Consider the following 26,699-nt stretch of genomic DNA (forward strand, 5'->3'; position numbering starts at 1 on the left):
ATGGTCTTCGAGGGCTCGAGCGCCGCGATCTCCCACACCGGGAAGGTCCGCTCCAACAACCAGGACTCCGGCTACGCCGGGGCCAACCTGTTCGTCGTCGCCGACGGCATGGGCGGCCACGCGGGCGGCGATGTCGCGAGCAGCATCGCGATCCATCGGCTGCAGAACCTCGATCACGCGTACCCCTCGACCATGGATGCGGAGGCCTCGCTGCAGGCGGCCGCGACGACGGCCGCGGGCGACATGATCCGCGCCGTCAAGGACCGTCCGGAGCTCGCCGGCCTCGGCACCACGCTCGATGCGATCATCATGGTCGACGACTACGCGGTCATCGGCCACATCGGCGACTCGCGCATCTACCTCTACCGCGACGAGACGCTCACCCAGATCACCACCGACCACACGTTCGTGCAGCGTCTGGTCGACTCCGGACGCATCACCCCGGAGGAGGCGCGGTACCACCCGCGCCGCTCGGTGCTGATGCGCGTGCTCAGCGACATGGACGCGGATCCCGAGCTCGACATGTTCGTCATGCCGACCCAGCCCGGCGACCGCTGGCTGCTGTGCTCCGACGGCCTGAGCGGCGTGGTCGACGAGGCGCACATGCAGAAGGCACTGCGACTCGGCATGGCGCCGGGGCGCACCGCGGACGGCCTCCTGAGGTACGCCCTCGACGGGGGCGCCCCCGACAACGTCACGATCGTGATCGTCGATGTCGGCGGGCAGCACCCTGTGCTCTCCGGATCCGCCACGGTCGTCGGCGCGGCGGCGAATCCGCAGGGCATCGTCGTGCCCGCGGCCCGCCCCGCGCGCCCCAGCTGGCTGCACCCGGTGCGCCAGGCGGCGAACGAGCCCACGCACTTCGAGCCCGCGGCCGACTACCTCGAGGAGCTCATCGAAGAGGACCACCGCCGTGCGGTGCGCCGGCGGATCGGCTGGATCACCGGCCTCATCGTCGTGATCGCGCTCATGACGGCCGCGCTGTTCGGCGCCTACGCCTGGACCCAGACGCGCTACTTCGTCGGTGTCGGCGCCGATACGGGCACCGTCGTGATCTACCAGGGCATCCAGCAGGATCTCGGGCCCATCTCGCTCTCGCACGTCTACGAGGACACCGGGATCAAGGTCTCCGACCTGCCCGCGTTCTATCAGTCGGCCGTCAAGGAGACCACCAGCGCCAGCACCCTGGCCGCCGCGCAGACGACCGTCGACAGCCTCCGTGCCGCCGCGGGGACGGGGAAGACGCCATGACCGCCACCGCGCCCGCTCACGACGTCGCGGCCGACACGGCCGTGCTCCGCGCCCTGCGCCGCATCCGCGGTCCGCAGACGCAGCGCAACCGCGAGTTCTGGCTGCTGCTGTTCGCCGTGATCGTCGCGGGCGCGGCGCTCACGCTCGTGCAGCTGGGCGCGCTCGGCCGCATCGACCCGATGATCCTGCTGATCGGCGGGGGTCTCGCCGTGCTCGTGTTCGCGCTGCACATCACGCTGCGCTTCGTCGCGAGCGATGCGGATCCGTTCGTGCTTCCGATCGCGACGCTGCTCACCGGTGTCGGCATCGCCGAGATCTACCGCATCGACATCGCGAACCACGACACCGGCTGGAACGCGTCCTCGAACAAGCAGCTCATGTGGATGGCGATCTCGGTGGTCGGCGCGATCCTGCTGGTGAGCCTGCTGCGCAACTACCGCGTGCTGTACAAGTACACGTACCTCTCGGGCCTGACCGGCATCGTGCTGCTGGTCCTGCCCTTCATCCCCGGCCTGAAGGCCGAGGCGAACGCGGACGTGTGGATCTCGATCGGCGGGCTCGGGTTCCAGCCGGGCGAGCTCTCGAAGATCTTCCTCGCGATCTTCTTCGCCGGGTACCTCGTGCGCACCCGGGAGAGCCTCTCGTCCGTGGGCAAGCGGTTCGCGGGCATCACCTGGCCGCGCATGCGCGAACTCGGTCCGGTGATCGTCGTGTGGCTCATCTCGCTCGCCATCATCGTCGCCCAGCACGACCTCGGCACGGGTGTGCTCATCTTCGGCATGTTCATCGTGATGCTCTACGTCGCGACGGGCAAGACCAGCTGGGTCCTCATCGGCGTGGTGGGCGTCGTGATCGGCGTCGCCGTCGTCGCGCAGTTCCTCACCTACGTGCAGAACCGCTTCAACACGTGGATCAACGCGTTCGACCCCGACCTCATGGAGAACCAGAGCTACCAGCTGACGCAGGGCATCTTCGGCCTCGCGCACGGCGGGCTGCTCGGCACCGGACTCGGCCAGGGACGCCCCCAGATCACCCCCGTCGCGGAGAGCGACTTCATCATCACCAGCCTCGGCGAGGAGATCGGCCTCATCGGCCTGTTCGCGCTGCTGTGCCTGTACATGGTGTTCGTCAGCCGTGGACTGCGCATCGGCGTCGCCGGCCAGGACGACTTCGGCAAGCTCCTCGCCGTCGGCGTCTCGTTCACGATCGGACTGCAGGTGTTCATCATGGTCGGCGGCGTCACCCGCGTGATCCCCCTCACCGGCCTCACCACGCCGTTCCTCGCCGCGGGCGGATCCTCCCTGATCGCCAACTGGCTGATCGTGGGCCTGCTGCTGCGGATCTCCGACGGCGTGCGCCGACAGCCCAGGGTGGTGATCGGATGACCAAGGAGCTCCGTCGGATCAGCATCCTCGTGCTGGTCATGTTCCTCGCCCTGTTCGGTTCCGTGAGCTGGATCCAGGTCGTGCAAGCCGACGCCCTCTCGCAGAACGACGCGAACCGGCGCACGAAGCTGGACAGCTACGAGATCCAGCGCGGGTCGATCATCGCCGGGGGCGCCCCGATCGCCACATCGACGCCGTCGAACGACATGTACTCGTTCCAGCGCGTCTACACCGATCCGCAGATGTGGTCCGCGGTCACCGGCTACTACAACCCCGCCCTGGGCAGCGCGACGGGCATCGAGAAGGCGATGAACAGCGAGCTCAGCGGCACGGGCGGCTCGCAGTTCCTGTCCTCGATCCAGCGCATCATCTCTGGTCAGCCGCAGAAGGGCGCCAACGTGGTGCTCTCGCTCGATCCCGCAGCGCAGAAGGCCGCCTACGACGCGCTGCAGGGGTATCAGGGAGCCGTGGTCGCGATCGAGCCGAAGACGGGCCGGATCCTCGCCATGGTGTCCACCCCGGGTTTCGACACGAACGGACTCGCCGTGCACGACTCGAAGGCCGCGAACGCGACCTATGACGGCCTCGTCGCCGACCCGAACAAGCCGCTGTCCAACCGTGCCATCGGCGGGAACATGAACCCGCCCGGATCCACGTTCAAGCTCGTCGTCGCCGCCGCCGCGCTCGACTCCGGCAAGTACACGATGCAGTCGACGTTCCCGAACCCGGCCGCCTTCACCCTGCCGGGCACCAGCACCGCGGTGCACAACGCGTGGGGCGGCACGTGCCCGGGTGGCGACGGCCAGACCGTGAGCCTCGCCGACGCGATCCAGTACAGCTGCAACATCCCCATGGCGGAGCTGGCCGTGCAGCTCGGCGACAAGGCGATCCGCGCCTCCGCCGAGAAGTTCGGCTTCGGCCAGCAGTTCTCGCTGCCGCTGCAGTCGACCGCATCGACCTACCCGAAGAGCCTCTCGCCCGACAAGACGGGTCTGACCGGCTTCGGGCAGGGCGACGTGCGCGCGACGCCGCTGCAGATGGCCATGGTCTCGGCCGGCATCGCGAACGACGGCGTCGTGATGAACCCGCGCATGGTCGACCAGGTCGTCGGCGATGATCTGTCGGTGCAGAAGCAGTACGAGAACACGCAGTTCCAGCAGGCGATGACCCGCGAGCAGGCCGCGGCGATCACGGCGGCCATGCAGGCGTCGGTCTCAAGCGGCGCGGCGCAGGGTGCAAGAATAGACGGAGTCGACGTGGCCGGTAAGACGGGCACAGCGGAGAACGGTGACACGGACCCCTACACGCTGTGGTTCACCGGCTTCGCGCCCGCTTCGAACCCGGAGATCGCCGTTGCGGTCGTCGTCGAAGACGGCGGTGGGCAGGGACAATCCGGATCCGGTGATGCAATCGCATCACCGATTGCCAAGAAGGTCATGGAGGCGGTGCTGAAGAAATGAGGCCGACGCAGGGTGTGCATTTCGGCGGTCGCTACGAGCTGCAGTCTCGGATCGCCATCGGCGGCATGGGCGAGGTGTGGGAGGCGACCGACCACGTCATCGGCCGGACCGTCGCGATCAAGATCCTCAAGGACGAGTACATGGGGGATCCTGGCTTCCTCGAGCGCTTCCGCGCCGAGGCCCGCCACGCGGCCCTGGTGAACCACGAGGGCATCGCGAGCGTCTTCGACTACGGCGAGGAGAACGGCTCCGCGTACCTCGTCATGGAGCTCGTTCCCGGCGAGGCCCTCTCGACCATCATCGAGCGCGAGGGCACCCTCAGCGCCGACAAGACCCTCGACATCGTCGCGCAGACCGCCTCCGCCCTGCAGGCCGCGCACGCCGCGGGTCTCGTGCACCGCGACATCAAGCCCGGCAACCTGCTGATCACGCCGGACGGCCGGGTCAAGATCACCGACTTCGGCATCGCCCGCATCGCCGACCAGGTGCCTCTCACGGCCACCGGTCAGGTCATGGGCACCGTGCAGTACCTCTCGCCCGAGCAGGCGTCCGGGCACGCCGCGTCACCGGCCACCGACATCTACTCGCTCGGCATCGTCGCGTACGAATGCCTGGCCGGGAAGCGCCCGTTCACGGGCGAGTCGCAGGTCGCGATCGCGATGGCGCAGATCAACGACGCCCCGCCGCCGCTGCCCGCCACGGTGCCGCAGCCGGTGCAGAACCTGGTCATGGCGATGATCGCGAAGAAGCCGGCCGACCGGCCGAGCTCCGCCGCCACCGTCGCGCGCGCCGCGCAGGCGCTGCGCCGCGGCGACCTGAACTCCGCGGCCATCGCGGTACCCGCCGTCATCGCCGGCGTCGTGGGCGCCGGGGCGGTCGCGAGCTCCGACGACGCCATGACGCAGCTCATGGGTGCGACCCAGGGCGCGACCACGATCATGCCGACCACGGCGCAGATCCCGACCGAGGCCGATGAGGCACCGGAGAAGAAGAAGCGCAGCCCGTGGACCTGGCCGCTGATCGCCCTCATCGCGCTGCTGATCATCGTGCTCGGCGGCACCGTCTGGGCGTTGCTGTCGAACCAGAAGGCCCCCGTGCCCGGCCCGTCGACGTCGTCGTCGGCTCCGGTCGTCACACCGACGAAGACGACGCCCGCACCGACGCCGACGTCTGACACCGTCGCGCTCAGCACGCTCGGACTCATCGGCAAGACCGGCGACGAGGCCGTGCAGATCCTCAAGAACGCCGGCCTCGACGGGTCCTACTCGACGGGCGACAGCGCCCCGGCGCAGGACAAGGTCGGCACGGTCTACAGCACCGACCCCAGCGGCGGCAACGTCAAGAAGGGCACCTCGGTCAAGCTCACCGTGTACGGCGACCTCGCTCCGATCGGCGCTCCCGACTCCGCTCCGAAGCTCGGCGGCCCGGCGATCGCGGGTCAGACCGTGCAGCTGAGCTGGGCCGGCTTCGTGTGCCCGAGCGGTACGGGCAACGTGTCGGGCTACGTGGTGACCCTCACCAACGCGACCTTCGTCGGCGACGGATCCCAGAAGACGTTCGACGCCGGCACGCTGAACGCGGAGGTCTCGATCGCGAACCAGCCCGGGGCTCAGGTCACCGCCACGTACATCGCGCTGTGCGGGGACAGCAAGCGCGAGAGCGGTCCGTCGCCGCAGATGGCGGATCCGATCCTGCCGGGCACCGGCCCGGTCACTCCGGCACCGACGCCCTGACGCCGGCCGAGCAGTACGAACGAGAGAACGAGGGGGGTCCTCTGTGGCGACGATCACGCGTGTGATGGCGGGTCGGTACCGCGTCGATGACCTCATCGGCCGTGGTGGCATGGCCCATGTGCACCGGGGTTACGACCTGACTCTGGGTCGCGAGGTCGCGATCAAGATCCTCGACCGCGATCTCGCTCGTGACGCGGCGTTCCGCACGCGCTTCCGGATGGAGGCTCAGGCCGCATCGCGCATGTCGCACCCGTCGATCGTGCGCGTGTTCGACGCCGGTGAGGACGCCACGCCCGAAGCCGGCGGCACGCCCGCCGAGCCGGTGCCGTTCATCGTGATGGAGCTCGTGCCGGGCGACCTGCTGAAGGACATCATCGCGCGCGGACCGGTGTCGACCGCCGACGCCGTGCGCTACGCCGACGGGATCCTCGAGGCCCTGGAGTACTCCCACCGCGCCGGCGTCGTGCACCGCGACATCAAGCCGGGCAACGTGAAGGTCACCCCCGACGGCACGGTCAAGGTGATGGACTTCGGCATCGCCCGCGCCGTGTCGGACTCGTCATCCACCGTCGCCGAGACCACGCAGATCATCGGCACCGCCGCGTACTTCTCGCCGGAGCAGGCCAAGGGCGAGCAGGTCGACGCCCGCACGGACCTGTACTCCGCCGGCATCGTGCTGTACGAGATGCTCACCGGGCGGCAGCCGTTCCGCGGCGAATCCCCGGTGGCCGTCGCCTACCAGCACGTCAGCGAGACGCCGCTGCCGCCGAGCGAGGTGCACGACGAGGAGCACTCCGCCGCCGAGCTCGAGCGCATCCGCGCCCTGGATCCGGTCGTGCTGCGCGCGATGGCGAAGGATCCCTTCCAGCGCTTCCCCGACGCCGTCTCGTTCCGCACCGCGCTGGACGATGCCGTGACCGGCACGGTGCCCACGAAGAAGCAGCTGACCTCGCTCACCAGCGAACTGTACGGTCCGAGCCCGCGGCACGCGCAGGAGACCGCGCGCACGCTCCGGCAGCTCTCCACCGACACGACCATGACGCGCACGCAGTCGGGTCCTCCGGTGGCATGGATCTGGGCCGGTGTCGCACTGCTGGTCGTGCTGCTGGCCTCGGTGCTGATCTGGGTGCTCGCGATCAAGCCCACCGCCGACGTGCCGAGCGCCACCCGCACGGTGCCCAGCGTCACCGGGCAGACCTACGAGTCGGCCGTGGCGCTGCTGTCGAAGAACGACCTGCGCGCGATCCGCATCGACCAGTCGGATGCGACCGTCGAGAAGGGCAAGGTCGTCAGCACCGAGCCCCAGGCGGGCACCCACATGGACAAGGGCCAGTCCGTCACCGTGTACGTCTCCAGCGGCGCGGCCGACGTCGCCGTCCCGCAGCTGGTGGGCCTCAGCGCCACCGCGGCCAAGGACGCTCTCACCAAGGCGGGACTGCAGCTCGGCTCCATCAGGCAGGAGAACGACCCTCGCACCCAGCACGACATCGTCCTGTCGTCGAGCGTGCAGGCCGACACCAAGGTGGCTCCCGGCACCGTCATCGACCTCGTCGTGGCGAGCGGCGTGGTGACGTTGAACAACCTCACGGGCTGGACGCTGGACTCGGCGACGCAGACGCTGCAGGAGGAGGGGCTGACGGCGAACCCGGTGGCGAACCCGAACTGCAAGGCCACGGATCCCAAGACGGTCGCCTCGATGTCGGCGCCCCCCGGAGACGTGCCCGTGCTGTCGACGATCGACCTGAGCTACTGCACCGGCAAGTGATCGGATCCGGTCCCCGTTGACGTTCGGGGAGCGATGTTCGTCCCCTTCAGGCCCGGAGCAGGACAAACATTGCTCCTCGAACGGTCAATGACCCGCGGCGCCCTCCCGGATCCGCTCAGGTCGGCGTCGGCGCGGGCTCGATACTGACGTCTCCAGGCGAGATCAGCGGGCTCACCCAGGGGAAGACCCAGAACATCAGGGCGTACAGCACCGCGGCCAGCAGCGCCAGCACGATGATCAGCCGCACCCACCACGCGCCAGGGAGTATGCGCCACAGAGCGCCGTACATCAGCTCACCGCCTTCAACGAGGCCGGGGCGCCCAGGGCCCGCGGCTGGAAGCTCTCGAACACCCCGTACGCGACGATCCGCTCGGCGAGCGAGTACAGCGGCGAGCACGCCGTGAGCGTGATGTACCGGCCGCCGACGGCTCCCGCCGCGGCCGGATCCAGCTCCTGGGGAACGGGATTCAGCACGTCGACACTGTCCGGCGTCACGTACTCGAGCGTGCGGAACCGATACGTGTACCAGCCCTGCTCCGTCTCGATCACGATGGCGTCGTTCAGGCGCAGCCGGTCGAGCTGGTTGAAGGGCTTGCCCCAGGTGGTGCGATGCGCCGCCATCGAGAAGTTGCCGACCTGTCCCGGCATGCCCGACCCCGGGTAGACCCCGATCCAGCCGTGGTCGAGGGTGTCGGGCCGGGTCACTCCGCCGGCGATCGTGACGGCGTAGTCGGCACCCCAGCGCGGCACGCGCATCAGGGCGCCCCAGGGCACCCCGTCCTTCGGCGCGGTCATCACGGGCGGCTCATACCGAGGGGTCGCATCGCCGACACCGCTCCCGTCGTCGATCACGGGCGGCAGGGCCGGGGCCGGGTCCTTCGCCCACTGCGCACTGATCGACTGCCCCTTGTCGTTCGCGGCGGCACTCATGATGACGTCGCCGATCCACATCTGCCACGCCACGTACAGCAGCACCACGACACCGGCGGTGAGCAGCAGTTCGCCGAGCACGCTCGTCACCGTGGCGCGGCGGCGGGGCCGTCCGCTCCGGCCGGCACGACGTGCGGCGGCTCGCGAGGCGTCGGTCATCCCGCGATCCTACCGAGGTGAGCTTTCCTCGAGCCCACGCCCTGATGTGCGACGCGGCACGTTGGGTAGACTGTGGCCATGGCACGATCCCGCAAGCCCGAAGAAGCCGCCACCCCGAAGGTCGACGGCGAAGCCGCACCCAACGCCGTGTGGTTCAAGCCGGTCATGGTCGGCTTCATGCTGCTGGGCCTGGCCTGGATCCTGGTCTTCTACATCACCGGGATGCAGTACCCGATCCCGGGCCTGCAGTCCTGGAACCTGCTGATCGGCCTCGGCATCGCCCTGATCGGCTTCCTGATGACGACGCGCTGGCGCTGACACCAACGCCCTCTTCTTCGAGACGCCCTCGCTCACGCGGGGGCGTTTCTGCATTCCGGAGCGGGAATCCCGCAGGGTTGTCCACGGATCCGGCGGGTTATCCACATTCTGGGGATGGATATGCACACCCCTTCCCCGAAGTTATCCACAGATCTATCCCCATGTGGGGAGAATTACACGCGTGTTATTCACACCGTCGGAAGACGACGAACGGCCCCCGCCCGAAGGCGAGGGCCGTTCCCGTCGGACGCTCAGCGGCCGGCGGTGATGAGCAGGGGAGGGACGATGGCGACCACGGCGAGCAGCACGAGGACGAGCGCGGAGACAAGACCGATCCACCAGAACTTCGCGTTGCGGCGCCCGCTCGCCCGGACGTAGACGAGCGCCACCAGCGCCCCGACGACGGCACCGCCCACATGCGCCTGCCACGCGATCCCCGGCACGATGAATCCGTACACGAAGTTGATCGCGAGCACGACCAGCGCGCCGATGATGTTGCCGCCGAGGTGTCGGCCGATCACGATCAGGGCGACGAACAGCCCGAAGATCGCTCCCGACGCTCCGACGGTGGGCTGGGCCGGAGCGATCAGGGCCATGGCGACGGATCCGCCGAGGCCGCTCACAAGATACAGCGTGAGGAACTTCGCACGACCCAGCAGCGGCTCGAGCTGCTGCCCGACCATCCACAGCGCCAGCATGTTCAGGCCGAGGTGGATGAAGCCACCGTGCACGAGCAGCGCGGTCAGCATGCGCCACGGCTCGAACGGCAGTCCCGACAGCGACGGATAGAGGTAGGCGCCTGCGAACTGCAGCGCCCCGGTGATCGGTCCGCCGATCCCGGGAAGCAACTGCAGCAGACTCACCGCCGAGGTGATGGCGAGGATCCAGTACGTGACGATCGGACGCCCGCCGACGGCGGTCATCGACCGCGCGCCCCAGCGCCGGTTGGCGCGGCGCTGGGCCGGGGTCTGGCTGCGACGCTGCTCCTGCATGCACTCCGGGCAGATCACGCCGACGGGGGCCTGCGTCTGGCACTCGGGGCAGATCGTCCGCATGCACCGCTGGCAGAGCACGAAGCTCTGCCGTCCGGGATGCCGGTAGCAGAAGTTGTCGGGATTCGCGTGGAACTCCGAAGTCGTCATCCGTGCGCTCCGGAGTCCGCTCGCGGGGTCAGTTCGCGACGATGTCGACGGACTGGAGCACCACGTCCTCGACCGGACGGTCGCCCGCACCGGTGCGCACCGCGGCGATCTCGTCCACGACGGCCTTGGACGCGTCGTCGGCGACCTCGCCGAAGATCGTGTGCTTGCCCTGCAGCCACGGGGTCGGGTCGGTCGTGATGAAGAACTGCGATCCGTTGGTGCCCTCGACCTGGCCGGTGATGGCGTTGCGGCGCAGGCCGGCGTTGGCCATGGCCAGGATGTAGGGCTCGTTGAAGTTCAGCTCGCCGTGGATCTCGTCGTTGAAGTTGTAGCCGGGTCCGCCGACGCCCTGCCCGAGCGGGTCACCGCCCTGGATCATGAAGTTCGGGATGATGCGGTGGAAGATGACGTCCTTGTACAGCGGGCCCTCGCCGGGCTTGCCGGTGGCCGGGTGCGTCCAGGATCCGGTGCCGTCGGAGAGCTCGACGAAGTTCTTCACCGTGCGGGGAGCGTGGTCACCGTAGAGGTTGACGACGATGTCTCCGTGGTTGGTGTGCAGCGTGGCGACGTGAGTGGCGTGAGGCATGGGTCCATTCTCGCATCGGATCCCCGGCAGTCTCTGATTCCGCCGGGAACTTCTCGGGCGCACACCCGCCACTCAGGGGCTTGTCTGGCAAGATGGGGAGTCCGAACCCCGTTTCGATTGGGAGGGCATCGTGAGCCTGAGCCGCAAGCGTCAGAAGGAACTCCGCCAGCTGCAGAGCGAGGCCGCCAAGCTGTGGGCCGCCCAGCAGGTGATCGTCGGCGAAGCCGCGGGCGTGGCCCGTGAGGCGGGCCGGCAGCTCGACAACTTCCGCCGCGAGCAGGTCGTCCCCACCGTGCAGGACGTGTACGAGCACCGCGTCGTTCCCGCCGTGGACAAGGGCGTGCGCTTCTCCCGCGACGTCGTCGACCACAAGGTCGTCCCCGCGATCGGCGGCGTGGTCGGATCCGCGCTCACCGCGTGGGACATCGCGAACGCCAAGCGCACTGGGACCACGCACGCCCCGCGGGCCCTGGTCGCGGCGCCCGCAGAGCGCAAGAGCGGCCTCGGCATCGGCTCCGTGATCGCCATCATCCTCGGTGCCGCCGCCGCGGTGGGCGTCCTCGTCGCCGCCTGGCAGGCCCTGCGCGCCGACGACGAGCTCTGGGTCGCGGACGACCCGCTGAACGCCCCCGAGGCGTGAGCACCTCCGCCGGCCCGGGCCCCGAGTCGGGCCCACGCGCCTCGGAGGCTCCGGGCAGCGCGGAGCGCCGGCTGGAGCCAGGCGTGGGGATCGAAGGATCCGCCGACGCGACGGATCTGCACGCCCGCGTGCGCGAGGCCGCGGCGTCACGCGGCCTGGAGATCGAGATCCGCGAGCGCCCCGCGGCGAACAGCCTGCACGAGGCCGCCGCCCTGCTCGGACTGGACCCCTCCGGCATCGTGAAGACCCTTGTCGTGAAGAGATCCGACGACACCTTCCTGTTCGCACTGATCCCCGGCGGGCGCAAGATCTCCTGGCCGAAGCTGCGGGCCCTGGTCGGAGCGAACCGGCTGAAGCTCCCCGAACCGGCCGTCGCCCTGGCCGCGACCGGCTACGAGCGCGGCACGATCGTCCCGATCGGCAGCACCACCGCCTGGCCCGTGTTCGCCGACGCGACGATCCGCGGCCGGCGGATCGCGATGGGCGCGGGTGCGCACGGCTACAGCCTGTTCGTGGACGCCGACGACCTCATCGCCGCCTATGACGCGACGGTGTCCGACATCTCCGAACCGGAGTGATCACGGCGCCCCTGCGTAAGGCGCGAGCCGGGGGGTAGCATCCGGGGCATGACGGAAGCGCTGGATGTGTGGTCGGAGTTCCACGTCGCGATGCTGGGCGCGACCGCGGCCCTCGCAGGGCTGGTCATCGTCGCGGCGAGCGTCAACATCGAGAAGATCATCCTCGCCAAAGCGCTGACCGCCCGACTCGCCGCGGCCATCGCCGGCCTCGTGCTCGCGATCCTCACTTCGGGCATCGCCCTCATCCCCGCGCTCGAACCGCTCTGGTTCGGCGCGCTCGTGCTGGTGACGACGGCCGGCGCCGCGGGCTTCCAGGTGCACGCCGCGCTCGCCCTCCGGAAGGACCCAGGGCTCGGCAGCATGGTGCCCCGCGCGGCTCTGGGCTTCCTGCCGCTGATCGCGTACACCGCTGCGGGCGTGCTCCTGCTGGCGGGTCTTCCCGTCGGGCTGATGTTCGCCGCCGCGGGGTCGCTGCTCGCCCTCGTCGTCGCGATCGTCATCTCGTGGATCGCCCTGGTCGAGGTGCTGCGCTGACCTTCAGGCCCTCGCGCCCGCCATGCCGAGCGCGATGTCGACGAGCCGCACGCGCTGCAGGCCGGCGACCTCGTCGAGCGAATACCACGCGGCCATGTCGGTGGATCCGCTCTTCTCGAAGCGGAGCCTCCCGCCGGTGATCCTGGCGCGGTACACGATGCGCAGGGTGTGCAGCGGATCCGTCGCACCGGGCGTGACCCGGCGGCGGGCGGGGATCACCCGGGAGTGGATGCCGAGCAGCTCCTCGACGACCACCTTGTACCCGGTCTCCTCGCGCACCTCACGGCGCGCGGCGGCCTCGGGGTCCTCACCCGGCTCGAGCCCGCCGCCCGGCATCGTCCACGACACGCGGCGCCCCTCCGTCCAGCGCGCCAGCAGCACGCGTCGGTCCTCGTCGAGGATGACGGCGTATGCCGCGACGCGCATGTCCATGGTTCACACCCTAGGACGTCCCGGCCGGTATGGCGCGGTCAGCTCACACGCCGACCGCCGAGGTGCACCTCGCGGACCACGGCCTCGGCGAGATCCTCGGGCGACACGGTCAGCGGATCCCGATCCAGCACGATCAGGTCGGCGAACAGGCCGGGAGTCAGGGATCCGATCTCGTGCTCGCTGAATAGCTGCCGCGCCGCGTTGGCCGTGTGCGCGGCGAGCGCCTGCGCCCGGGACACCGGGGAGCCCGCGGGCATGACCCGTCCGGAGCGCGTGCGCCGGGTCTCCGCCACCGCCATGTTGCGCAGCGGCTCGGCGGGCGTGACCCATCCGTCGTTGTGGAACGTCGCGCGGTGTCCGGCCGCGAACGCCGCGCCCGCGTCCGCCCAGGCCCCGCCGCGCTCCGGGCCGAACAGGTCGTCGACGAGCACCTCGCCCCAGTAGGTGATGTGATCCACGAACAGGCTCACCGTCACGCCGAGCGATGACGCGCGCTCGAACTGATCGCGCCTCATCGCTCCCACGTGCTCCAAGCGGAAGCGGTGATCGGTCAGGCCGTGCGTCACGATCAGTCGCTCGTAGACGTCGAGCGTCTCGTCGATCGCCAAGTCCCCGTGCGCGTGGCAGGCGAGCTGCCAGCCCGCGGCGGCGTAGGGCTGCGCGATCTCGTGCAGCTCGTCGGCGCTGTAATTGGAGGCGCCGCGATGCCCCGGTTCCAGACCGAGCCCGCGGGTCGCGGTCGTGTCGAGATAGGGGAAGCTCGTGGCGATGTTGCCGATCCACGGGGAACCGTCGGTCCAGGTCTTCACCCCGACCTGGCGGATCACGTGGTCCTCGGCGCCCGGCACTCCCGCGGGATGCGCCGCCGGAGACCCGCCCGGACGGGACATCTCGTACCAGCGCAGTCGGAGCGGCATCCGCCCGGCCGCGCGGAGCGCGTCGACGGCCGGGTTCAGCGCCGGGTTCCAGCTGAGGTCGGAGATGGTGGTGATCCCACGGCGGGAGAGGTCGGCGAAGTGCGCGCCGAGCAGCTCTACGATGTCGGCCTGCGCCGCCTGCAGCAGCGGCGCGGCCACCCGTTCCACGGCCCCCGCCTCGAGCGCGACGCCGTTCAGCTCGCCGTCCGCCGTGCGCCCGAACGAGGCGCCGGCCGGGTCGGGCGTAGACCGATCCAGCCCCGCGGCGACCGCCGCGGCGGCGTTGAAGTACGCCGAGTGCCCGGAATTGTGCACGATGACGAGCGGTGTGGATCCGGCGAGCCCGTCGAGGAGGCGCATGTCGGGGTCGGGCAGGCCGCGCTGCAGCAGGGCATCCCACCCGTTCGCGTAGACCGGCGCGCCCGCGGAGGCGGCGATGACGGTCCGCAGCGCGGACATCACGCCCTCCGCGTCCGGCACGACCACGGGCCGCAGATCCAGCACGCGGTCGGAGAGCAGCACCGCGGCGGTGCCGGGGTGCCCGTGCGGCTCGATGAGCCCCGGCATGACCCAGCCGTCCAGGGCCACGCGCTCGGCCGACGGATCCAGGGCGAGGAGGTCGTCCGTCGCGCCGACGGCGACGATGCGTCCGTCGCCGTCGACGAGCAGCGCTTCGACGAGATCGTCGGCGGAGGGGGAGAGCGGTCGGATCCGGCCCGTGAACAGCATCGTCATGACGCCATCGTGGCAGGTCCCCGGCGCGCGCGGTCTCCGGGTGCCCGCACACGTCTCGGATCGATCAGTTCTGAAGAAGCGCCGGTCGGCACGCCTTCGTACGCTGAAGGAAGTCCCCCGGATCCACGGGGCGTCGACAGGAGGATGCCATGACCGACAACACCGCCCCCGTGCTGACCGACTTCGAGCGTGCCGCCGTCAAGGAGGCCGCCAAGGAGAGCCGCACGCGCGCCGCCCGCAAGAAGGTGAGCCCAGAAGAGCTTCGGGCCGCCGGAGAGGCCGACGTGCTGGCCAAGATCGCGGAGATGGACGAGGAGGACGCATCGCTCGCCACCGCCCTGCACCGCCTCGTCGCGGAGAACGCGCCGCACCTGGTGCCGAAGACGTACTACGGGATGCCCGCGTGGGCCAACGCCGCCGGCAAGACGGTGTGCTTCTTCAAGCCCAAGGCGAAGTTCAAGGTGCGCTATGCCACGTTCGAGTTCGAGTGGCCGGCGCAGCTCGACGACGGCACGGTGTGGCCCGTCGCCTACGCGGTGACCACCCTCACGCCCGCCGACCTCGCCTTCCTCGGCGAGCGCGTCCGCATCGCAGCCCCGCGGAGTGACGGATCCGGATCCGTCACTCGCCGCGCAGGTGCGCGGCGGTGAGCTCGGCCATGTCCTCGTCGCTGAGCTCGTCCATGGTGCGCGACTCGCGTTTGTCCGTCCGGATCCAGCGCATCATGAGGATCACGAGGATCGGCACGTCGACGATCTCGGCGATGAACCACAGGAGGTCGCCCGAAAGCTGCTGATCGCGCAGCGGGTTCGGGAACCACAGCGGCAGCGCCCCGGGCCACCCCCCGGCGTGATCGAACACGACCGTGCCCAGGCGCAGCAGCACGCCCGGGATCGCGTCGAGCACCAGCTCCACGAACGCGAACATGAACTCGGCGACGATGAACAGGCTGGTGCGCGCCACGGTGTGCGCTGCCATCGGCAGCACCATCAGCAGGCCCAGCAGCGGCACGATCGCCGAGATCGCCCCCTCCGCCGCCGGGGAGAACCGCAGCATCGCCGACAGCGGCGTGAAGAACACGGCGAACACCAGGCATGTGAACACCGGGGCCATGATCGCGTTGCCGAAGAACTTCGCGAGCCACGACCTCAGGAAGCCGTTCATGCGGGCGCGGGGCCGCGCGGACAGTACCGTCCGGGCCAGCGATACGGGCCGGCCGAACGTCACCAGCATCGGCACGACGAACAGCAGCAGTGCGATCCGCGTCGTGAACGCCCAGCGGAGCTCGGTGCTCCACGTGCCGAGGAATCCGAACGACACCCAGGCGTACGAGCCGAGCCCGAGCACCAGGTACATGAGGGTCAGCCGCAACGGCCACCGGTGACCGCGCCGGCGCAGGACGAGGACCCCGCCGAGGTAGAGCCCGGCCGCGACGATCAGCACCGCGAGCGCGGTGGGATCCAGGCTCCAGGTGCTGAGGAAGACGGGGATGGACGGCGTGGCGACTCCGTGTCTCGTGAGGGCGGTGGGGGCCGCACCGCGCGGCGGGCGGTGCGGTGCAGCGGCGGTGGGCCGCGACGACGCTACGCCCGGCGGCTATGCGGCGGATGAGGACCTCGCGTGATGGGCCGCGGACGGGCCGCTCTTAACGCCGGGTGAACTCTCGCGGTCGAGTGCGCGAAAGGGGCTGTTCGCTCTTCCGGGGACCGGAATGCTGACGACCATGAGCGCCGAAGTGATGATCCTCGTCCTCGTGGTCGTGACCGCACTCGGGTTCGACTTCACCAACGGATTCCACGACACCGGCAACGCGATGGCGACGTCCATCGCCACCGGGGCGCTGAAGCCCAAGGTCGCCGTGGCGCTGTCGGCGATCCTGAACCTGGTCGGCGCGTTCCTGTCGGTCGAGGTCGCCGCGACCATCACCAAGGACGTGCTCACGATCCAGGGCCCGAGCGGAGACCTCGTGCCCGGCCTGAACCCCGAGTCCGCGATGATCATCATCTTCGCGGGCCTCGTGGGCGGCATCCTGTGGAACCTGCTCACCTGGCTGCTTGGGCTGCCGTCGAGCTCGTCGCACGCCCTCTTCGGCGGTCTCATCGGCGCAGGCATCGCGGGCGCCGCCACCGTCAACTGGGCCGGCATCGTCGGCAAGATCATCGTCCCCGCCGTGCTCTCCCCGCTGATCGCGGGCGTCGTCGCCGCCATCGGCACCTGGCTCGTCTATCGCCTCACCCGCACCGTGCACGCCAAGCATCGCGAGGCCGGGTTCCGCTGGGGTCAGATCGGCACCGCGTCGCTCGTCTCCCTCGCGCACGGCACCGGCGACGCGCAGAAGACGATGGGCGTGATCGCACTCGCGCTCATCGCGCACGGCACGCTCACCGGAGATCAGATCCTGAACGAAGGCCTGCCGATCTGGATCATCGTCACGTGCGGTGCGGCCATCGCCCTCGGCACATACCTCGGCGGCTGGCGGATCATCCGCACCCTCGGCAAGGGACTCGTCGAGATCGAGTCGCCGCAGGGTCTCGCCGCCGAGGCCTCCTCCGCCGCGATCATCCTCACCTCGAGCTCGATGGGCATGGCGCTGTCCACCACGCACGTGGCCACGGGCTCGATCCTCGGATCCGGCGTGGGTCGCCCGGGCGCGCAGGTGCGCTGGGGCATCGCCGGCCGCATGGTCACCGCGTGGTTGATCACCATGCCCGCGGCCGGGGTCGTGGGCGCCCTCTGCTTCTTCCTCGCGCACAGCATCGGCGGGCTCGCCGGTGCGATCACCGTGTTCCTGCTGCTGCTCGCGGCCGCCGCGCTGATGTACCTGCGCAGCCGCCGACAGAAGGTCGACCACCACAATGTCAACGCCGAGTGGGACGGATCGCTCGCGCCGAACTCCGCCGCGCAGGGCGCGACGGCCTGAACCGAAGGAGGGATGAGATGAACTTCGACATCGCGCAGATGGCGCTCTCGGCCGGCCGCGTGCTGCTGGTCGGCCTGCTGTTCGGCGCGGGACTGCCCGCCCTGTTCGCGATCGGGATGCGCCTGCAGTCCGCCGGAACCGGTGAGGTGGACGGCGAGGCACCCGGCACGCGTCGGCCGCTGCTGACCGCGGCGGGGTGGATCCTGTTCGCGCTCGTGATCGCGGTCGTGCTCGCGGGAGTCCTCTTCATCACCCGGCTGAGCATCTACCACTACTTCGGCATCTCGCTGTTCGGAGTCGGGAAGTGAACGGCAACGTCCTCAGCCGCGTGCTCGACTGGCTGCGTGCGGGATATCCGGAGGGCGTGCCGCCCAAGGACTACACGCCGCTGCTGGCGCTGCTCCGGCGCACACTCACCGCGGAGGAGCTCACGGCGGTCGTCACCGCGCTCGCCCAGCAGGAGACCGACCCGGTGCGGGTCTCGCAGATCCGCACCGCGATCGCCGGCGTGACCTCGGCGACCCCCGGCGACGACGAGGTGCGCCGCGTCGCGATGCTGCTCGCCGACCGCGGAGTGCCGCTGAGCACCAAGGCGCAGCGCATCGTCGGCGATCGGACGATCCTCGCGGAGGCCGCTGCCGGCGCGCACGGATCCCCCGGCTCCGACACGGCGACCGACCGGCCCGTGTCCGACGAGCAGAACCCGATCGCACAGGCCCTGCGGTGGCTGGGTGCGGGCTATCCCGAGGGCATCCCCGCCCAGGACCGCGTGCCGATCCTTGCGCTGCTGCGCCGGCGCCTCACCGACGACGAGGTGCAGGAGGTGTGCGAGGCGGTCGCCGCGCAGAGCGGGGCGGATCCGGAGATCTCGCTCGTCGACGCGCAGGTGCTCATGATGAAGGTGCTCGGCGAGCTCCCCGGCGACGACGACGTGGAACGCGTGCGTGCGCGCCTCGAGGAGTCGGGCATCACGCTGAGCTGAGCGCGAATCGTCCACCGCGCACGGCGCAGGACTCGCTCGGAGAAGACGAATCCCGCGCTGTTCGCGGAGGACGCGACGGTTCATCTCGATCTCGGAATATGTCTCCCCGCACCGCTGGCGCGGCTGCCAGGGCGGACGTAGCGTGGAGGGGTGAGCACCCCTTTCCCCGCCTCCGTGTACGCCGCCCGCCTCGACCGCGCCCGCGCCCTGACCGCCGAGGCGGGTCTCGACGCGATCGTCGTCGGGGCCGGTCCTGACCTGACCTATCTCGCGGGCGTCGAGGGGGACACGATCGAACGACTGACCGCTCTGGTGATCCCGGCGGTGGGGGATCCGACGGTCGTCGTCCCGCGGATGGAGCTCGCGAAGGTGCGCGACACGGCCGTCGGCGCGCTCGGGATCGCCGTGTCGGACTGGGTGGACGGCGAGGATCCCTACGCGCTGGTGACGGCTGCGATGAGCGGCGCGGTCTCGCGTTTCGGCGTCGCGGACGCCCTGCCGGCGCTGCATGTGATCCCGCTGACCGAGCGCCTGGACGCGCGGCCCGAGCTCGCGACGCCCGTGCTCCGCGAGAGCCGCATGATCAAGGACGCCGCCGAGATCGCCGAACTGCGCCGCGCCGGAGAGGCGATCGACGCGGTGCACCGTCGTGTTCCGGCCCTGCTCCGCGCCGGCCGTACCGAGCGCGAGGTCGGCGCCGACATCGCCGCGGCGATCGTGGAGGAGGGCCACCGCACGGTCGAGTTCGTGATCGTCGCATCCGGGCCCAACGGCGCCGATCCGCACCACGAGGTGTCGGACCGGGTGATCCAGGACGGCGATGTCGTGGTCGTGGACATCGGCGGCGCCGTGCCGGCCGGCTACAACTCCGACAGCACGCGCACCTACGCGGTCGGCGAACCGGATCCGGAGGTCGCCCGGCGGATCGCCGTGCTGGTGCGCGCCCAGCAGGCGGCCGTCGACGCGGTGCGTCCCGGCGTCACCGCGGAGCAGGTCGATGCCGCCGCCCGCGACGTGCTCGCCGCCGAAGGTCTGGGCGAGGCGTTCCTGCACCGCACCGGGCACGGCATCGGCGTCACGACGCATGAGGAGCCGTACATCGCACCCGGCAACGCGCTGCCGCTACGGGAGGGCATGGCGTTCAGCATCGAGCCCGGCATCTACTTCCCCGGCGCCTGGGGATCCCGCATCGAGGACATCGTGGTCGTCACCGCCGACGGCTGCGTGAACCTGAACACGACCCCGCACGAGCTGACCCCCGCCGGAGCCTGAGCCGTCACCCGCCCCTTCGGGGTCGTTGAGCGAGCCCCGAGCGCAGCGAGGAGCGAGACGAAACGCGGTGACATCGCGAGAGCGCTGCGTTTCGTCTCGGTCGCCTTCGGCGTCCTCGCTCAACGACCCCGGGGGGGCGGAACCCCGGCTCAACGACCGTCCGCCCGTGGGTCTCCCGGTGCGAGCGCGGGGGGCGGGCCCGCACCGGGAAGTCTGCAACGTGGTCAGCGCACGCGGTCGAGCGCCTCGGGGATCTCGATGCGCCAGGACGACGGGGCCTCCGAGGCCGGGGCCGCCGGCAGCACGCCCTCGCCGTCGGGGTGCGGGATCGCGTCGAGCAGCGCCTCGGTGTAAGGGTGCACCGGATTGGCCCACACCACGGGCGTCGCGCCCGACTCGACGATCCGGCCGCGGTACATGACGGCGACGCGGTCTGCCATGAGCCGGACCACGGAGAGGTCGTGCGAGATGAACAGCATCGCCGCGCCCGAGGCCACGCACAGCTCGCGCATCATGCCGGCGACCGAGGCCTGGGCAGAGGCGTCGAGTGCGGAGATCGGCTCGTCGGCGACGATCAGGTCGGGCTTCGCGGCGAGCGCACGCGCGATCGCGACGCGCTGCCGCTGTCCGCCGGAGAGCTGATACGGGTAGCGGTTCTCGAGAGTGGGAGAGAGGCCCACCGCTTTCAGCCAGTGCGACGGCGCCTCGGTGTCGACGCCGCGGGCGCGGGCCGCCCGGGATCCCTCCGCGATCTGCTGAGCCACGCGGATGCGCGGGTTCAGCGAGGAGTTCGGATCCTGGAAGACCATCTGGATCGCCGTGAGCTCGGCCGGGCGCGTGCGCATGCCGAGCGGCTGCACGGGACGGTCGCGATAGAGCACCTCGCCCGCACGCGGCTTCTCCATGCCAATCACGGCGCGCGCCGTCGACGACTTGCCGCAGCCGCTCTCGCCGACCAGCGCGAGCACCTCACCGGCCGCGATGTCGAAGGAGACGCCGTCCACCGCGCGGAACGCGGCGCGACCGCCGTATTCGACGACCAGGGAGTCGACGTGCAGGACCGGCTTCTGAGCGGTCATCGGTTCTCCTCCGTGGCGTCGGCGTCGTTGGTCGGGTTCTCCGCAGGCGCATCGACGAGGGAGTCCTGCGCGTCGGGCATCGCTTCCAGCAGCTCACGCGTGTACGGATGCTGCGGATCCTGGAAGACCTGCTGCCGGGAGCCGGATTCGACGATCAGCCCGCCGCGCATCACGGCGACCTCGTCGGCGATGGCGCTCATCACACCGAGGTCGTGGGTGACGAGCATCACGGCGAGGTCGCGCTCGGTCGCCAGGTCGCGCAGCAGGTGCAGGATCCCCGCCTGCACCGTCACATCGAGCGCGGTGGTCGGCTCGTCCGCGAGCAGCACCTCGGGCTCGCAAGCCAGGGCGATCGCGATCGCGATGCGCTGCCGCTGCCCGCCGGAGAACTGATGCGGGTACTTCTGCAGCGCCTCCTCCGGGTTCGGCACGCGCACCAGCGCGAGCAGCTCCGATGCACGCTTCCTTGCCTCGGCGCGGGAAAGTCCGAGATGCGTGCGGATCCCGTCCGCGAGCTGGGAGCCGACCGTGATCTGCGGGTGCAGGCTGGCGGACGGATCCTGGAAGACCATGCCGATGCGCTTGCCGCGCACGCTCCGGTAGGCTTTGCCCTTCATGCCGACGAGCTCGACCTCCGATCCGCCCGTGCCCCCGAGGACGATGGATCCCGATGCGGTGCCGCCGGCAGGCAGCAGACCGAGGATCGCCATGGCCGTCATGCTCTTGCCGGATCCGGATTCCCCGGCGAGGCCCTGGATGCGTCCCGGCACGAGGTCGAGCGAGATGCCCTTGACGACCTCGGTGCGCTGCTTCTTGCTCTGGCCGAGCTCGACGCGCAGGTCGCGGATCGCGAGCGCGGTCATGGGGTCACCTCCGCAGCGGCGGCGGAGACCGCGGTGGGCGACTCCGCCTCGCGCTCGCGCGCGGCGAGCGGGTCGAGGGCGTCGCGCAGCGAATCGCCGATGAAGTTGAAGGCCATCACGATGCTGAGGATCGCGAGGCCCGGGAACAGGCCGAGCCACCAGGCCGAGGTGTTCTGCATCGCCGCGGCGATCATCGTGCCCCATTCCGGCGTCGGCGGCTGGGCACCGAGACCGAGGAAGGACAGGCCCGAGAGCAGCAGGATCGCGGTGCCGATGTCGAGCGAGGCCAGCACGAGCACGGGTCCGGCGATGTTCGGCAGCACGTCCCGGAGGAGGGAGCGCAGCGGCGAGGATCCGAGCAGGCGTCCGGCGATCACGTAGTTCTGCGTGCGCAGGCCGAGTACGAGCGACCGCGTGATGCGGGCGTAGGGCGGCCAGGCCACGATGATGCCGGCGATCACCGCGTTCATGATGGACGGGCCGAGGGAGGCGGCGATGACCATCGCGAGGATCACGGTCGGGAACGCCATCACCATGTCGGTGATGCGCATGAGCACCTCGTCGAACCAGCCGCCGAGGTATCCCGCGACCGCGCCGACGGTGGTTCCGACGATCATCGCGCAGACGACGAGCATGAGCGCGAGCGGGATGGTCGCCTGAGCGCCCAGGAGCAGGCGCGAGAACACGTCGCGGCCGTTCACGTCGGTGCCCATGATCGCCTCCCCGCTGGGGGCGGCGAGCCGGGGGAGGTCCTGCGCGAGCGGGTCGTGCGGGGCGATCCACGGGGCGAGGATCGCGATCACGATCCACATCAGCGCGATCACGGTGCCGACCACGGCCAGGGGTGTGCGCCAGGCGCGCGGCAGCCAGGGGCGGCGGCGCTTCGGGGCGATCTTCTCGGGGATGACGAGATTCATGACAGCCTCACTCGCGGATCCAGGACGCCGTAGAGCACGTCGACGACGAGGTTGATGACGAGGTAGATGACGCCGACCACGAGGCCGACGCCGGTCACCGCGAGCAGGTCGAGGTTCTTCGACGCGTTGTAGGCGTAGGTGCCCAGGCCCGGCCAGGCGAACACCGCCTCGACGAGAACGGTGCCGGAGAGCAGGCTGCCGAAGGCGATGCCGACGAGCGTGAGGATCGGCAGCGCCGCTCCTCGCAGCACGTAACCGACGACGACCCGGCGTCCGCGCAGTCCCTTCGCCCGCGCCGCACGCGCGTAGTCCATGTCGAGCACCTCGAGCACCGAGGTGCGCACGAACCGGGTGAGGGTCGCGATCGTGAACAGGCTGAGCACGAGCACCGGCAGGGCCAGGTGGCTGGTCGCGTCGAAGAACCCGACCGAGTCGCCGTTCAGCAGGTAGTCGATCGTGTAGAAGCCGGTGATGCGCGGCGGCGGGGTGATCGTGGGGGAGATCCGCCCGGATCCCGACACCCAGTGCAGCTGCATGAAGAACAGCTGGTAGGTGAGGATCGCCATCCAGAACGTCGGGATGCTGAGCCCGATCAGAGTGACCACGCGCACGACCTGATCGGTGACCTTGCCACGCCGGTAGGCGGCGAGCGTACCCAGCACGATCGCGACGGCGAGGCTGATGATGATCGCGTAGAAGGCGATCTCCGCCGTGGCCGGGACCGCCTTGGCGAGGTCGGCCGAAACCGGCTGCCCCGACTTCAGCGACGTGCCGAGGTCGCCGCGCAGCAGGTTGCCGACGTAGAGGAAGAACCGGATCCACACCGGCTGGTCGAGTCCGTACTTCTGCCGGAACGCCTCGACCGTGGCGGGGTTCGACGCGGCCCCCTCGCCGAGGGCGGCGCGCACCGGATCGCCGGGCACGATCACGGTGAGGGAGAAGGTGACCAGCACGATCCCGAACAGCAGGATCACGCTCGTCACGGCCCGGCGGGCGAGGAACCGCAGCAGCGTGTGCTGGGCCTGCCTCGTCTTGCGGGTGGCGATGACTTGGGTCTCGGACACAGGGGCGCTTCCGGGTCTACGTGGCGGAGAGGGCGTGGTGCTGCGGGGGCCGGAACCTCTGGCTCCGGCCCCCGCAGGGCTTACTTCGCGGGGTGCAGCGTCCGCAGGTCGAGGGTCCAGGTCACGTTGTACTCGAGACCGGCCACCTTGGTGGAGCTGGCGAGGTTGATGCCGGGCACGATCAGCGGCACGAACGGGCCGGACTCCTGCATCGCCTTCGCGTAGTCGCTGAACGCGGTGTTGCGCGCGTCGACGCTGGTCGCGTTCTGCGCCTTGGTCACCAGGTCGGCGATCGATGTGTCGGCCTCGGCGGTCCAGCCGGCGCGCAGACCGACCTTCTGACCCGGTCCGAACGGCAGGAACGACGAGGTGTCGGCGTAGTCGGGGCCCCAGTACCAGAGCGAGAACGCCTCCTGCGCCTTGACGTACGGCTGCACCTCGGTCGCGAACGGCGCCGGGGCGAGGGTCGCGTTGATGCCGGCGGCCTTGAGCTGCTCCTGCACGCGCTCGGCGACCGGCGTGAACTCCACGCCGCCGACCGGGTTGTCGTTCGGGAACTGCAGCTTGACCTCCTGGCCGGCGTAGCCGGAGGCGGCGAGGGCGGCCTTGGCCTTGTCGAGATCCTGCTTCACGCCGGTCTTGTTGGCACCCGGGAACATCGGCGGGATGACGCCGGTGGCCTGCTCGGATCCGGCGCCGGCCAGCTCGAGCAGCTTGTCGTAGTCGAGCGCGTAACGCACGGCCTCGGCGAACTTCGGGTTCGCGGTCACGCCGCCCACGTTCTTGTCCTGGTTGATGAGAAGGAACAGGGTCTCGGCAGAGGGCGCCGAGTTCACCGTGAAGCCGTCGCCGAGGTTCTTGACCTGGTCTCCGGAGAGGTCGACCGCCACGTTCGAGTCGCCGCCCTTGAGGTTGGTCAGCTGCGTGGAGGACTGCGAGATGTTGCGCACGACGATCTTGTCGTAGGCCGGCTTGTCCTCGCCGTCGTACTTGTCGTTCTTGACGAGCACGACCTGCGAGGTGAGGTCGAGCGACTGCAGCTTGTACGGGCCGGATCCGGCCGAGTTGGCGTCGAGCCAGGTCTTCGCCGCGTCCTTGTCGTCGGTGGTGCCGCCGTTCTTCTTCACGAGCTTCGAGTTGAGGATCGCGAGCGACGGGTTGGTGACGATCGCGGGCAGCTGCAGCGACGGGGTCTTCGTGGACAGCGTGACCGTCTTGTCGTCGACCTTGGCGACGGTGATCCCGGTCATCAGGAAGTTCGCCTTGGAGTCGGTGATCCCGGCGACGCGGTCGAGCGAGAACACGACGTCATCGGCGGTGACGGGGGTGCCGTCGGAGAAGGTGCGTCCGTCCTGGATCGTGAAGGTGAACTCGGTGGCGTCCGAGTTCTGCTTCATGGTCGCGAGATCCGGCTTCGGGGTGGTCGAATCGGCGCCCTGGAACGTCAGCAGCGTGTCGTACACGGCGTGCAGCACCATGTTGCCGGTCGGCACGTAGTTGCGGCCGGGGTCACCGGTCTCGAGCGAGAACGCGGTGTCGACCACGAGCGTGCCGCCCGAGGAGGAACCGCTGGAGCTGCTGTTCGCGGAGTTGCCTCCCGAGCAGCCGGCGAGCGCGATGGCGGCCGCAGCGATGAGTGCTGCGGCGACGTGGCGATAGGAACGGGCCACGGGCTTCCTCCTTGAAGATGGACAGGTCAGATGACCAGGTCGGGTTTCCCGGCACTATATCCGACCGAATGGCTTGATTTCGAGCAATCCATTGTCACGCTTGCGTCACTACGGCAATATGTCCACCATGAGCGACGATCAGCCCTCTGTCTCTGGACGATCCGCGCCCGTGATCGACGAAATCGCCTACGACATCCTCCGGGCACTGCGTCGCAACGGCCGGATCTCGATCGCCGCGCTCGCGCAGGAGGTCGGGATCTCCCGGGCCAGCGCGTACTCCCGCGTGGAGTCGCTGACCCGCGCCGGGATCATCACGGGATACACCGCCGAGGTCGACACGACACGACTCGGCCTCGGGGTGAGCGCGCTCGTGTTCTGCACGATCCAGCCCCAGTCCTGGAGCTCGTTCCTGCAGGCGATCGGGGAGATGCCCGACGTGGAATCGGCGATGGTGATGACCGGGGAGCACGATGTGATGCTCCTCGTCCGCAGCATCGACATGGAGCGGATGCAGTCGCTCGTGATCGGCACGATCGCCGACCGCCCCGAGGTGACCAAGGTCGAGACGGCGATCGTCATGGGCGAGGTCTTCCGCCGGCCGTTCGTGCTCCCGGACGAGATCCCCGAGCGCGCGGCGATCGGCGTCGACAGCGGACTGATGCGCTTCACCCGCACCGATGGCAGCCGCGGGACGCGGGTCTGACCGTCACCCCCAGGGTCGTTGAGCGAGGACGGCGAAGCCGCCCGAGACGAAACGCGGTGCCCTCACCGGCGACCGCGGCGCTCAGACCTGCAGGCAGACGCTCACGTGGTCGACGCCGTCCACGGCGAAGTCCTCGATGAGGCGGATCCGGCCGTCGTCCTCCTGCTCGGCGCGGCTGACCGCGTCCCCGCGCACGACCGTGCCGTCGCTCACGAGCGCGTGGGCGAACGAGACCCGCACCTCGGCACCCGCGATCTCGCCGACGAAGCGCCCCTCGGTGACGGTGTCCCCGGTGTACTCGCCCCAGATCAGCCGGCCGTCCTGGTGATAGTCGAAGGTCGTCGGGGCCTCGGGATCGACCTCGCTGGCGGTCGAGGACACCATGGCGAAGCGCAGTCCGTCGAGGATGAGGGTGGAAGGCATGACGACGAGTATGGACCCGACACCGGCCTTCGGCGCAATCCCGTCGGCCCGCGGCCGGGGCTTCGACACCGGTCTCCGGATGGCGTATCCGCGGCGATCCTCTCCACCGGGAATGACAATCCCCGCAGAGCCGAAATCTATTAACAGGTTCATCCACATGTGGATTACTCGGCGAATGCGGAAATCGTCCTGCGCACCGCGTCCCGACCGGATCACGAGCGGCGATACCGGCTGTTCACCA

At 69.9% G+C, this 26,699-nt stretch carries 28 protein-coding genes; 15 read left to right on the plus strand and 13 right to left on the minus strand.

The window, feature by feature from the left end:
* The 5 genes from LXM50_RS07995 to pknB all read left to right on the plus strand — a co-directional run bounded on the left by LXM50_RS07995 (window position 1) and on the right by pknB (window position 7,594).
* Window positions 1-1,251 (plus strand): PP2C family serine/threonine-protein phosphatase, encoded by a 1,251-nt coding sequence (locus LXM50_RS07995; RefSeq protein WP_233310789.1) that lies wholly within the window; start codon window positions 1-3, stop codon window positions 1,249-1,251.
* Window positions 1,248-2,636: an FtsW/RodA/SpoVE family cell cycle protein gene (locus tag LXM50_RS08000; RefSeq protein ID WP_233310790.1), complete on the plus strand. Its 1,389-nt coding sequence runs from the start codon at window positions 1,248-1,250 to the stop codon at window positions 2,634-2,636. Before LXM50_RS07995 ends, LXM50_RS08000 begins: the two co-directional genes overlap by 4 nt.
* Window positions 2,633-4,096: a penicillin-binding protein 2 gene (locus LXM50_RS08005; RefSeq protein ID WP_233310791.1), complete on the plus strand. Its 1,464-nt coding sequence runs from the start codon at window positions 2,633-2,635 to the stop codon at window positions 4,094-4,096. Before LXM50_RS08000 ends, LXM50_RS08005 begins: the two co-directional genes overlap by 4 nt.
* Complete coding sequence (locus LXM50_RS08010) at window positions 4,093-5,829, plus strand: protein kinase (RefSeq protein WP_233310792.1); 1,737 nt, start codon at window positions 4,093-4,095, stop codon at window positions 5,827-5,829. Before LXM50_RS08005 ends, LXM50_RS08010 begins: the two co-directional genes overlap by 4 nt.
* A gap of 64 nt (window positions 5,830-5,893) precedes the next feature.
* Window positions 5,894-7,594, plus strand: coding sequence for a Stk1 family PASTA domain-containing Ser/Thr kinase (pknB, locus tag LXM50_RS08015; RefSeq protein ID WP_267920726.1), 1,701 nt, complete (start codon window positions 5,894-5,896; stop codon window positions 7,592-7,594).
* Between the two features lie 115 nt (window positions 7,595-7,709).
* On the opposite strand, the gene LXM50_RS08020 is transcribed toward pknB, so the two are convergent.
* Together LXM50_RS08020 and LXM50_RS08025 are read right to left on the minus strand one after the other, a co-directional pair.
* Complete coding sequence (locus tag LXM50_RS08020; RefSeq protein ID WP_233310793.1) at window positions 7,710-7,883, minus strand: hypothetical protein; 174 nt, start codon at window positions 7,881-7,883, stop codon at window positions 7,710-7,712.
* Complete coding sequence (locus LXM50_RS08025) at window positions 7,883-8,683, minus strand: class E sortase (protein ID WP_233310794.1); 801 nt, start codon at window positions 8,681-8,683, stop codon at window positions 7,883-7,885. The genes LXM50_RS08020 and LXM50_RS08025 overlap by 1 nt, the downstream gene beginning before the upstream one ends.
* Before the next feature lie 78 nt (window positions 8,684-8,761).
* Here LXM50_RS08025 and LXM50_RS08030 point away from each other — a divergent pair, with 78 nt between their 5' ends.
* Window positions 8,762-9,001 carry a cell division protein CrgA gene (locus tag LXM50_RS08030; RefSeq protein ID WP_233310795.1) on the plus strand — a complete coding sequence of 80 codons (240 nt, stop codon included), beginning with the start codon at window positions 8,762-8,764 and terminating at the stop codon, window positions 8,999-9,001.
* A gap of 251 nt (window positions 9,002-9,252) precedes the next feature.
* On the opposite strand, the gene LXM50_RS08035 is transcribed toward LXM50_RS08030, so the two are convergent.
* Window positions 9,253-10,143, minus strand: a complete 891-nt coding sequence (locus LXM50_RS08035) for a rhomboid family intramembrane serine protease (RefSeq protein WP_233310796.1) — start codon at window positions 10,141-10,143, stop codon at window positions 9,253-9,255.
* Between the two features lie 28 nt (window positions 10,144-10,171).
* Window positions 10,172-10,729, minus strand: coding sequence for a peptidylprolyl isomerase (locus LXM50_RS08040; RefSeq protein ID WP_233310797.1), 558 nt, complete (start codon window positions 10,727-10,729; stop codon window positions 10,172-10,174).
* A gap of 130 nt (window positions 10,730-10,859) precedes the next feature.
* Here LXM50_RS08040 and LXM50_RS08045 point away from each other — a divergent pair, with 130 nt between their 5' ends.
* From LXM50_RS08045 to LXM50_RS08055, 3 genes are all read left to right on the plus strand, one after another.
* Window positions 10,860-11,369, plus strand: coding sequence for a DNA helicase (locus LXM50_RS08045; protein WP_233310798.1), 510 nt, complete (start codon window positions 10,860-10,862; stop codon window positions 11,367-11,369).
* 128 nt (window positions 11,370-11,497) lie between these two features.
* The gene (locus LXM50_RS08050) at window positions 11,498-11,947 is read left to right on the plus strand and encodes an aminoacyl-tRNA deacylase (protein WP_374107821.1); all 450 of its coding nucleotides are present in this window, start codon (window positions 11,498-11,500) and stop codon (window positions 11,945-11,947) included.
* Window positions 11,948-11,995: 48 nt separating this feature from the next.
* The gene (locus tag LXM50_RS08055; protein ID WP_233310799.1) at window positions 11,996-12,481 is read left to right on the plus strand and encodes a hypothetical protein; all 486 of its coding nucleotides are present in this window, start codon (window positions 11,996-11,998) and stop codon (window positions 12,479-12,481) included.
* 3 nt (window positions 12,482-12,484) lie between these two features.
* On the opposite strand, the gene LXM50_RS08060 is transcribed toward LXM50_RS08055, so the two are convergent.
* Together LXM50_RS08060 and LXM50_RS08065 are read right to left on the minus strand one after the other, a co-directional pair.
* A complete protein-coding gene (locus tag LXM50_RS08060) occupies window positions 12,485-12,913 on the minus strand; it encodes an NUDIX hydrolase (protein ID WP_233310800.1) in 429 nt (142 codons plus the stop codon).
* Window positions 12,914-12,951: 38 nt separating this feature from the next.
* Window positions 12,952-14,565: an amidohydrolase gene (locus LXM50_RS08065; RefSeq protein ID WP_233310801.1), complete on the minus strand. Its 1,614-nt coding sequence runs from the start codon at window positions 14,563-14,565 to the stop codon at window positions 12,952-12,954.
* A 149-nt stretch (window positions 14,566-14,714) separates the two neighbouring features.
* Here LXM50_RS08065 and LXM50_RS08070 point away from each other — a divergent pair, with 149 nt between their 5' ends.
* Window positions 14,715-15,215 (plus strand): hypothetical protein, encoded by a 501-nt coding sequence (locus LXM50_RS08070; protein ID WP_233310802.1) that lies wholly within the window; start codon window positions 14,715-14,717, stop codon window positions 15,213-15,215.
* On the opposite strand, the gene LXM50_RS08075 is transcribed toward LXM50_RS08070, so the two are convergent.
* Window positions 15,187-16,008, minus strand: coding sequence for a cytochrome c oxidase assembly protein (locus tag LXM50_RS08075; protein ID WP_233310803.1), 822 nt, complete (start codon window positions 16,006-16,008; stop codon window positions 15,187-15,189). The genes LXM50_RS08070 and LXM50_RS08075 overlap by 29 nt on opposite strands.
* A gap of 280 nt (window positions 16,009-16,288) precedes the next feature.
* On the opposite strand from LXM50_RS08075, the gene LXM50_RS08080 reads away from it, so the two are divergent.
* The 4 genes from LXM50_RS08080 to LXM50_RS18705 all read left to right on the plus strand — a co-directional run bounded on the left by LXM50_RS08080 (window position 16,289) and on the right by LXM50_RS18705 (window position 19,739).
* The gene (locus LXM50_RS08080) at window positions 16,289-17,485 is read left to right on the plus strand and encodes an inorganic phosphate transporter (RefSeq protein ID WP_233310804.1); all 1,197 of its coding nucleotides are present in this window, start codon (window positions 16,289-16,291) and stop codon (window positions 17,483-17,485) included.
* A gap of 17 nt (window positions 17,486-17,502) precedes the next feature.
* Complete coding sequence (locus LXM50_RS08085; RefSeq protein WP_233310805.1) at window positions 17,503-17,793, plus strand: hypothetical protein; 291 nt, start codon at window positions 17,503-17,505, stop codon at window positions 17,791-17,793.
* Window positions 17,790-18,467 (plus strand): DUF3349 domain-containing protein, encoded by a 678-nt coding sequence (locus LXM50_RS18700; protein ID WP_233310806.1) that lies wholly within the window; start codon window positions 17,790-17,792, stop codon window positions 18,465-18,467. The genes LXM50_RS08085 and LXM50_RS18700 overlap by 4 nt, the downstream gene beginning before the upstream one ends.
* Window positions 18,468-18,617: 150 nt before the next feature.
* On the plus strand, window positions 18,618-19,739 hold the full coding sequence (locus LXM50_RS18705; RefSeq protein ID WP_233310807.1) for a Xaa-Pro peptidase family protein: 1,122 nt from the start codon (window positions 18,618-18,620) through the stop codon (window positions 19,737-19,739).
* A gap of 224 nt (window positions 19,740-19,963) precedes the next feature.
* Here LXM50_RS18705 and LXM50_RS08100 read toward each other — a convergent pair whose 3' ends face one another.
* The 5 genes from LXM50_RS08100 to LXM50_RS08120 all read right to left on the minus strand — a co-directional run bounded on the left by LXM50_RS08100 (window position 19,964) and on the right by LXM50_RS08120 (window position 25,332).
* Window positions 19,964-20,818: an ABC transporter ATP-binding protein gene (locus LXM50_RS08100; protein WP_233310808.1), complete on the minus strand. Its 855-nt coding sequence runs from the start codon at window positions 20,816-20,818 to the stop codon at window positions 19,964-19,966.
* On the minus strand, window positions 20,815-21,681 hold the full coding sequence (locus tag LXM50_RS08105) for an ABC transporter ATP-binding protein (protein ID WP_233310809.1): 867 nt from the start codon (window positions 21,679-21,681) through the stop codon (window positions 20,815-20,817). Before LXM50_RS08105 ends, LXM50_RS08100 begins: the two co-directional genes overlap by 4 nt.
* Window positions 21,678-22,598, minus strand: a complete 921-nt coding sequence (locus LXM50_RS08110) for an ABC transporter permease (RefSeq protein WP_233310810.1) — start codon at window positions 22,596-22,598, stop codon at window positions 21,678-21,680. The genes LXM50_RS08105 and LXM50_RS08110 overlap by 4 nt, the downstream gene beginning before the upstream one ends.
* Window positions 22,595-23,662: an ABC transporter permease gene (locus LXM50_RS08115; RefSeq protein ID WP_233310811.1), complete on the minus strand. Its 1,068-nt coding sequence runs from the start codon at window positions 23,660-23,662 to the stop codon at window positions 22,595-22,597. Before LXM50_RS08115 ends, LXM50_RS08110 begins: the two co-directional genes overlap by 4 nt.
* Before the next feature lie 80 nt (window positions 23,663-23,742).
* Window positions 23,743-25,332: an ABC transporter substrate-binding protein gene (locus tag LXM50_RS08120; protein WP_233310812.1), complete on the minus strand. Its 1,590-nt coding sequence runs from the start codon at window positions 25,330-25,332 to the stop codon at window positions 23,743-23,745.
* Between the two features lie 169 nt (window positions 25,333-25,501).
* Here LXM50_RS08120 and LXM50_RS08125 point away from each other — a divergent pair, with 169 nt between their 5' ends.
* Window positions 25,502-26,035 (plus strand): Lrp/AsnC family transcriptional regulator, encoded by a 534-nt coding sequence (locus LXM50_RS08125; protein WP_233310813.1) that lies wholly within the window; start codon window positions 25,502-25,504, stop codon window positions 26,033-26,035.
* An 81-nt stretch (window positions 26,036-26,116) separates the two neighbouring features.
* Here the strand turns inward: LXM50_RS08125 and LXM50_RS08130 are convergent, their stop codons facing one another.
* Complete coding sequence (locus tag LXM50_RS08130) at window positions 26,117-26,458, minus strand: hypothetical protein (protein ID WP_233310814.1); 342 nt, start codon at window positions 26,456-26,458, stop codon at window positions 26,117-26,119.
* Window positions 26,459-26,699: the final 241 nt, after the last annotated feature.

Origin of the sequence: Microbacterium sp. Au-Mic1, assembly GCF_021341785.1 — a bacterium.
Classification (GTDB): domain Bacteria; phylum Actinomycetota; class Actinomycetes; order Actinomycetales; family Microbacteriaceae; genus Microbacterium.

Excerpts from the sequence above, each read along its gene's own strand:
- LXM50_RS07995 (WP_233310789.1), top strand. The coding sequence starts at position 1 with ATGGTCTTCGAGGGCTCGAGCGCCGCGATCTCCCACACCGGGAAGGTC.
- LXM50_RS08000 (WP_233310790.1), top strand. The coding sequence starts at position 1,248 with ATGACCGCCACCGCGCCCGCTCACGACGTCGCGGCCGACACGGCCGTG.
- LXM50_RS08005 (WP_233310791.1), top strand. The coding sequence starts at position 2,633 with ATGACCAAGGAGCTCCGTCGGATCAGCATCCTCGTGCTGGTCATGTTC.
- LXM50_RS08010 (WP_233310792.1), top strand. The coding sequence starts at position 4,093 with ATGAGGCCGACGCAGGGTGTGCATTTCGGCGGTCGCTACGAGCTGCAG.
- pknB (WP_267920726.1), top strand. The coding sequence starts at position 5,894 with ATGGCGGGTCGGTACCGCGTCGATGACCTCATCGGCCGTGGTGGCATG.
- LXM50_RS08020 (WP_233310793.1), bottom strand. The coding sequence starts at position 7,883 with ATGTACGGCGCTCTGTGGCGCATACTCCCTGGCGCGTGGTGGGTGCGG.
- LXM50_RS08025 (WP_233310794.1), bottom strand. The coding sequence starts at position 8,683 with ATGACCGACGCCTCGCGAGCCGCCGCACGTCGTGCCGGCCGGAGCGGA.
- LXM50_RS08030 (WP_233310795.1), top strand. The coding sequence starts at position 8,762 with ATGGCACGATCCCGCAAGCCCGAAGAAGCCGCCACCCCGAAGGTCGAC.
- LXM50_RS08035 (WP_233310796.1), bottom strand. The coding sequence starts at position 10,143 with ATGACGACTTCGGAGTTCCACGCGAATCCCGACAACTTCTGCTACCGG.
- LXM50_RS08040 (WP_233310797.1), bottom strand. The coding sequence starts at position 10,729 with ATGCCTCACGCCACTCACGTCGCCACGCTGCACACCAACCACGGAGAC.
- LXM50_RS08055 (WP_233310799.1), top strand. The coding sequence starts at position 11,996 with ATGACGGAAGCGCTGGATGTGTGGTCGGAGTTCCACGTCGCGATGCTG.
- LXM50_RS08060 (WP_233310800.1), bottom strand. The coding sequence starts at position 12,913 with ATGGACATGCGCGTCGCGGCATACGCCGTCATCCTCGACGAGGACCGA.
- LXM50_RS08065 (WP_233310801.1), bottom strand. The coding sequence starts at position 14,565 with ATGACGATGCTGTTCACGGGCCGGATCCGACCGCTCTCCCCCTCCGCC.
- LXM50_RS08070 (WP_233310802.1), top strand. The coding sequence starts at position 14,715 with ATGACCGACAACACCGCCCCCGTGCTGACCGACTTCGAGCGTGCCGCC.
- LXM50_RS08080 (WP_233310804.1), top strand. The coding sequence starts at position 16,289 with ATGAGCGCCGAAGTGATGATCCTCGTCCTCGTGGTCGTGACCGCACTC.
- LXM50_RS08085 (WP_233310805.1), top strand. The coding sequence starts at position 17,503 with ATGAACTTCGACATCGCGCAGATGGCGCTCTCGGCCGGCCGCGTGCTG.
- LXM50_RS08100 (WP_233310808.1), bottom strand. The coding sequence starts at position 20,818 with ATGACCGCTCAGAAGCCGGTCCTGCACGTCGACTCCCTGGTCGTCGAA.
- LXM50_RS08105 (WP_233310809.1), bottom strand. The coding sequence starts at position 21,681 with ATGACCGCGCTCGCGATCCGCGACCTGCGCGTCGAGCTCGGCCAGAGC.
- LXM50_RS08110 (WP_233310810.1), bottom strand. The coding sequence starts at position 22,598 with ATGAATCTCGTCATCCCCGAGAAGATCGCCCCGAAGCGCCGCCGCCCC.
- LXM50_RS08130 (WP_233310814.1), bottom strand. The coding sequence starts at position 26,458 with ATGCCTTCCACCCTCATCCTCGACGGACTGCGCTTCGCCATGGTGTCC.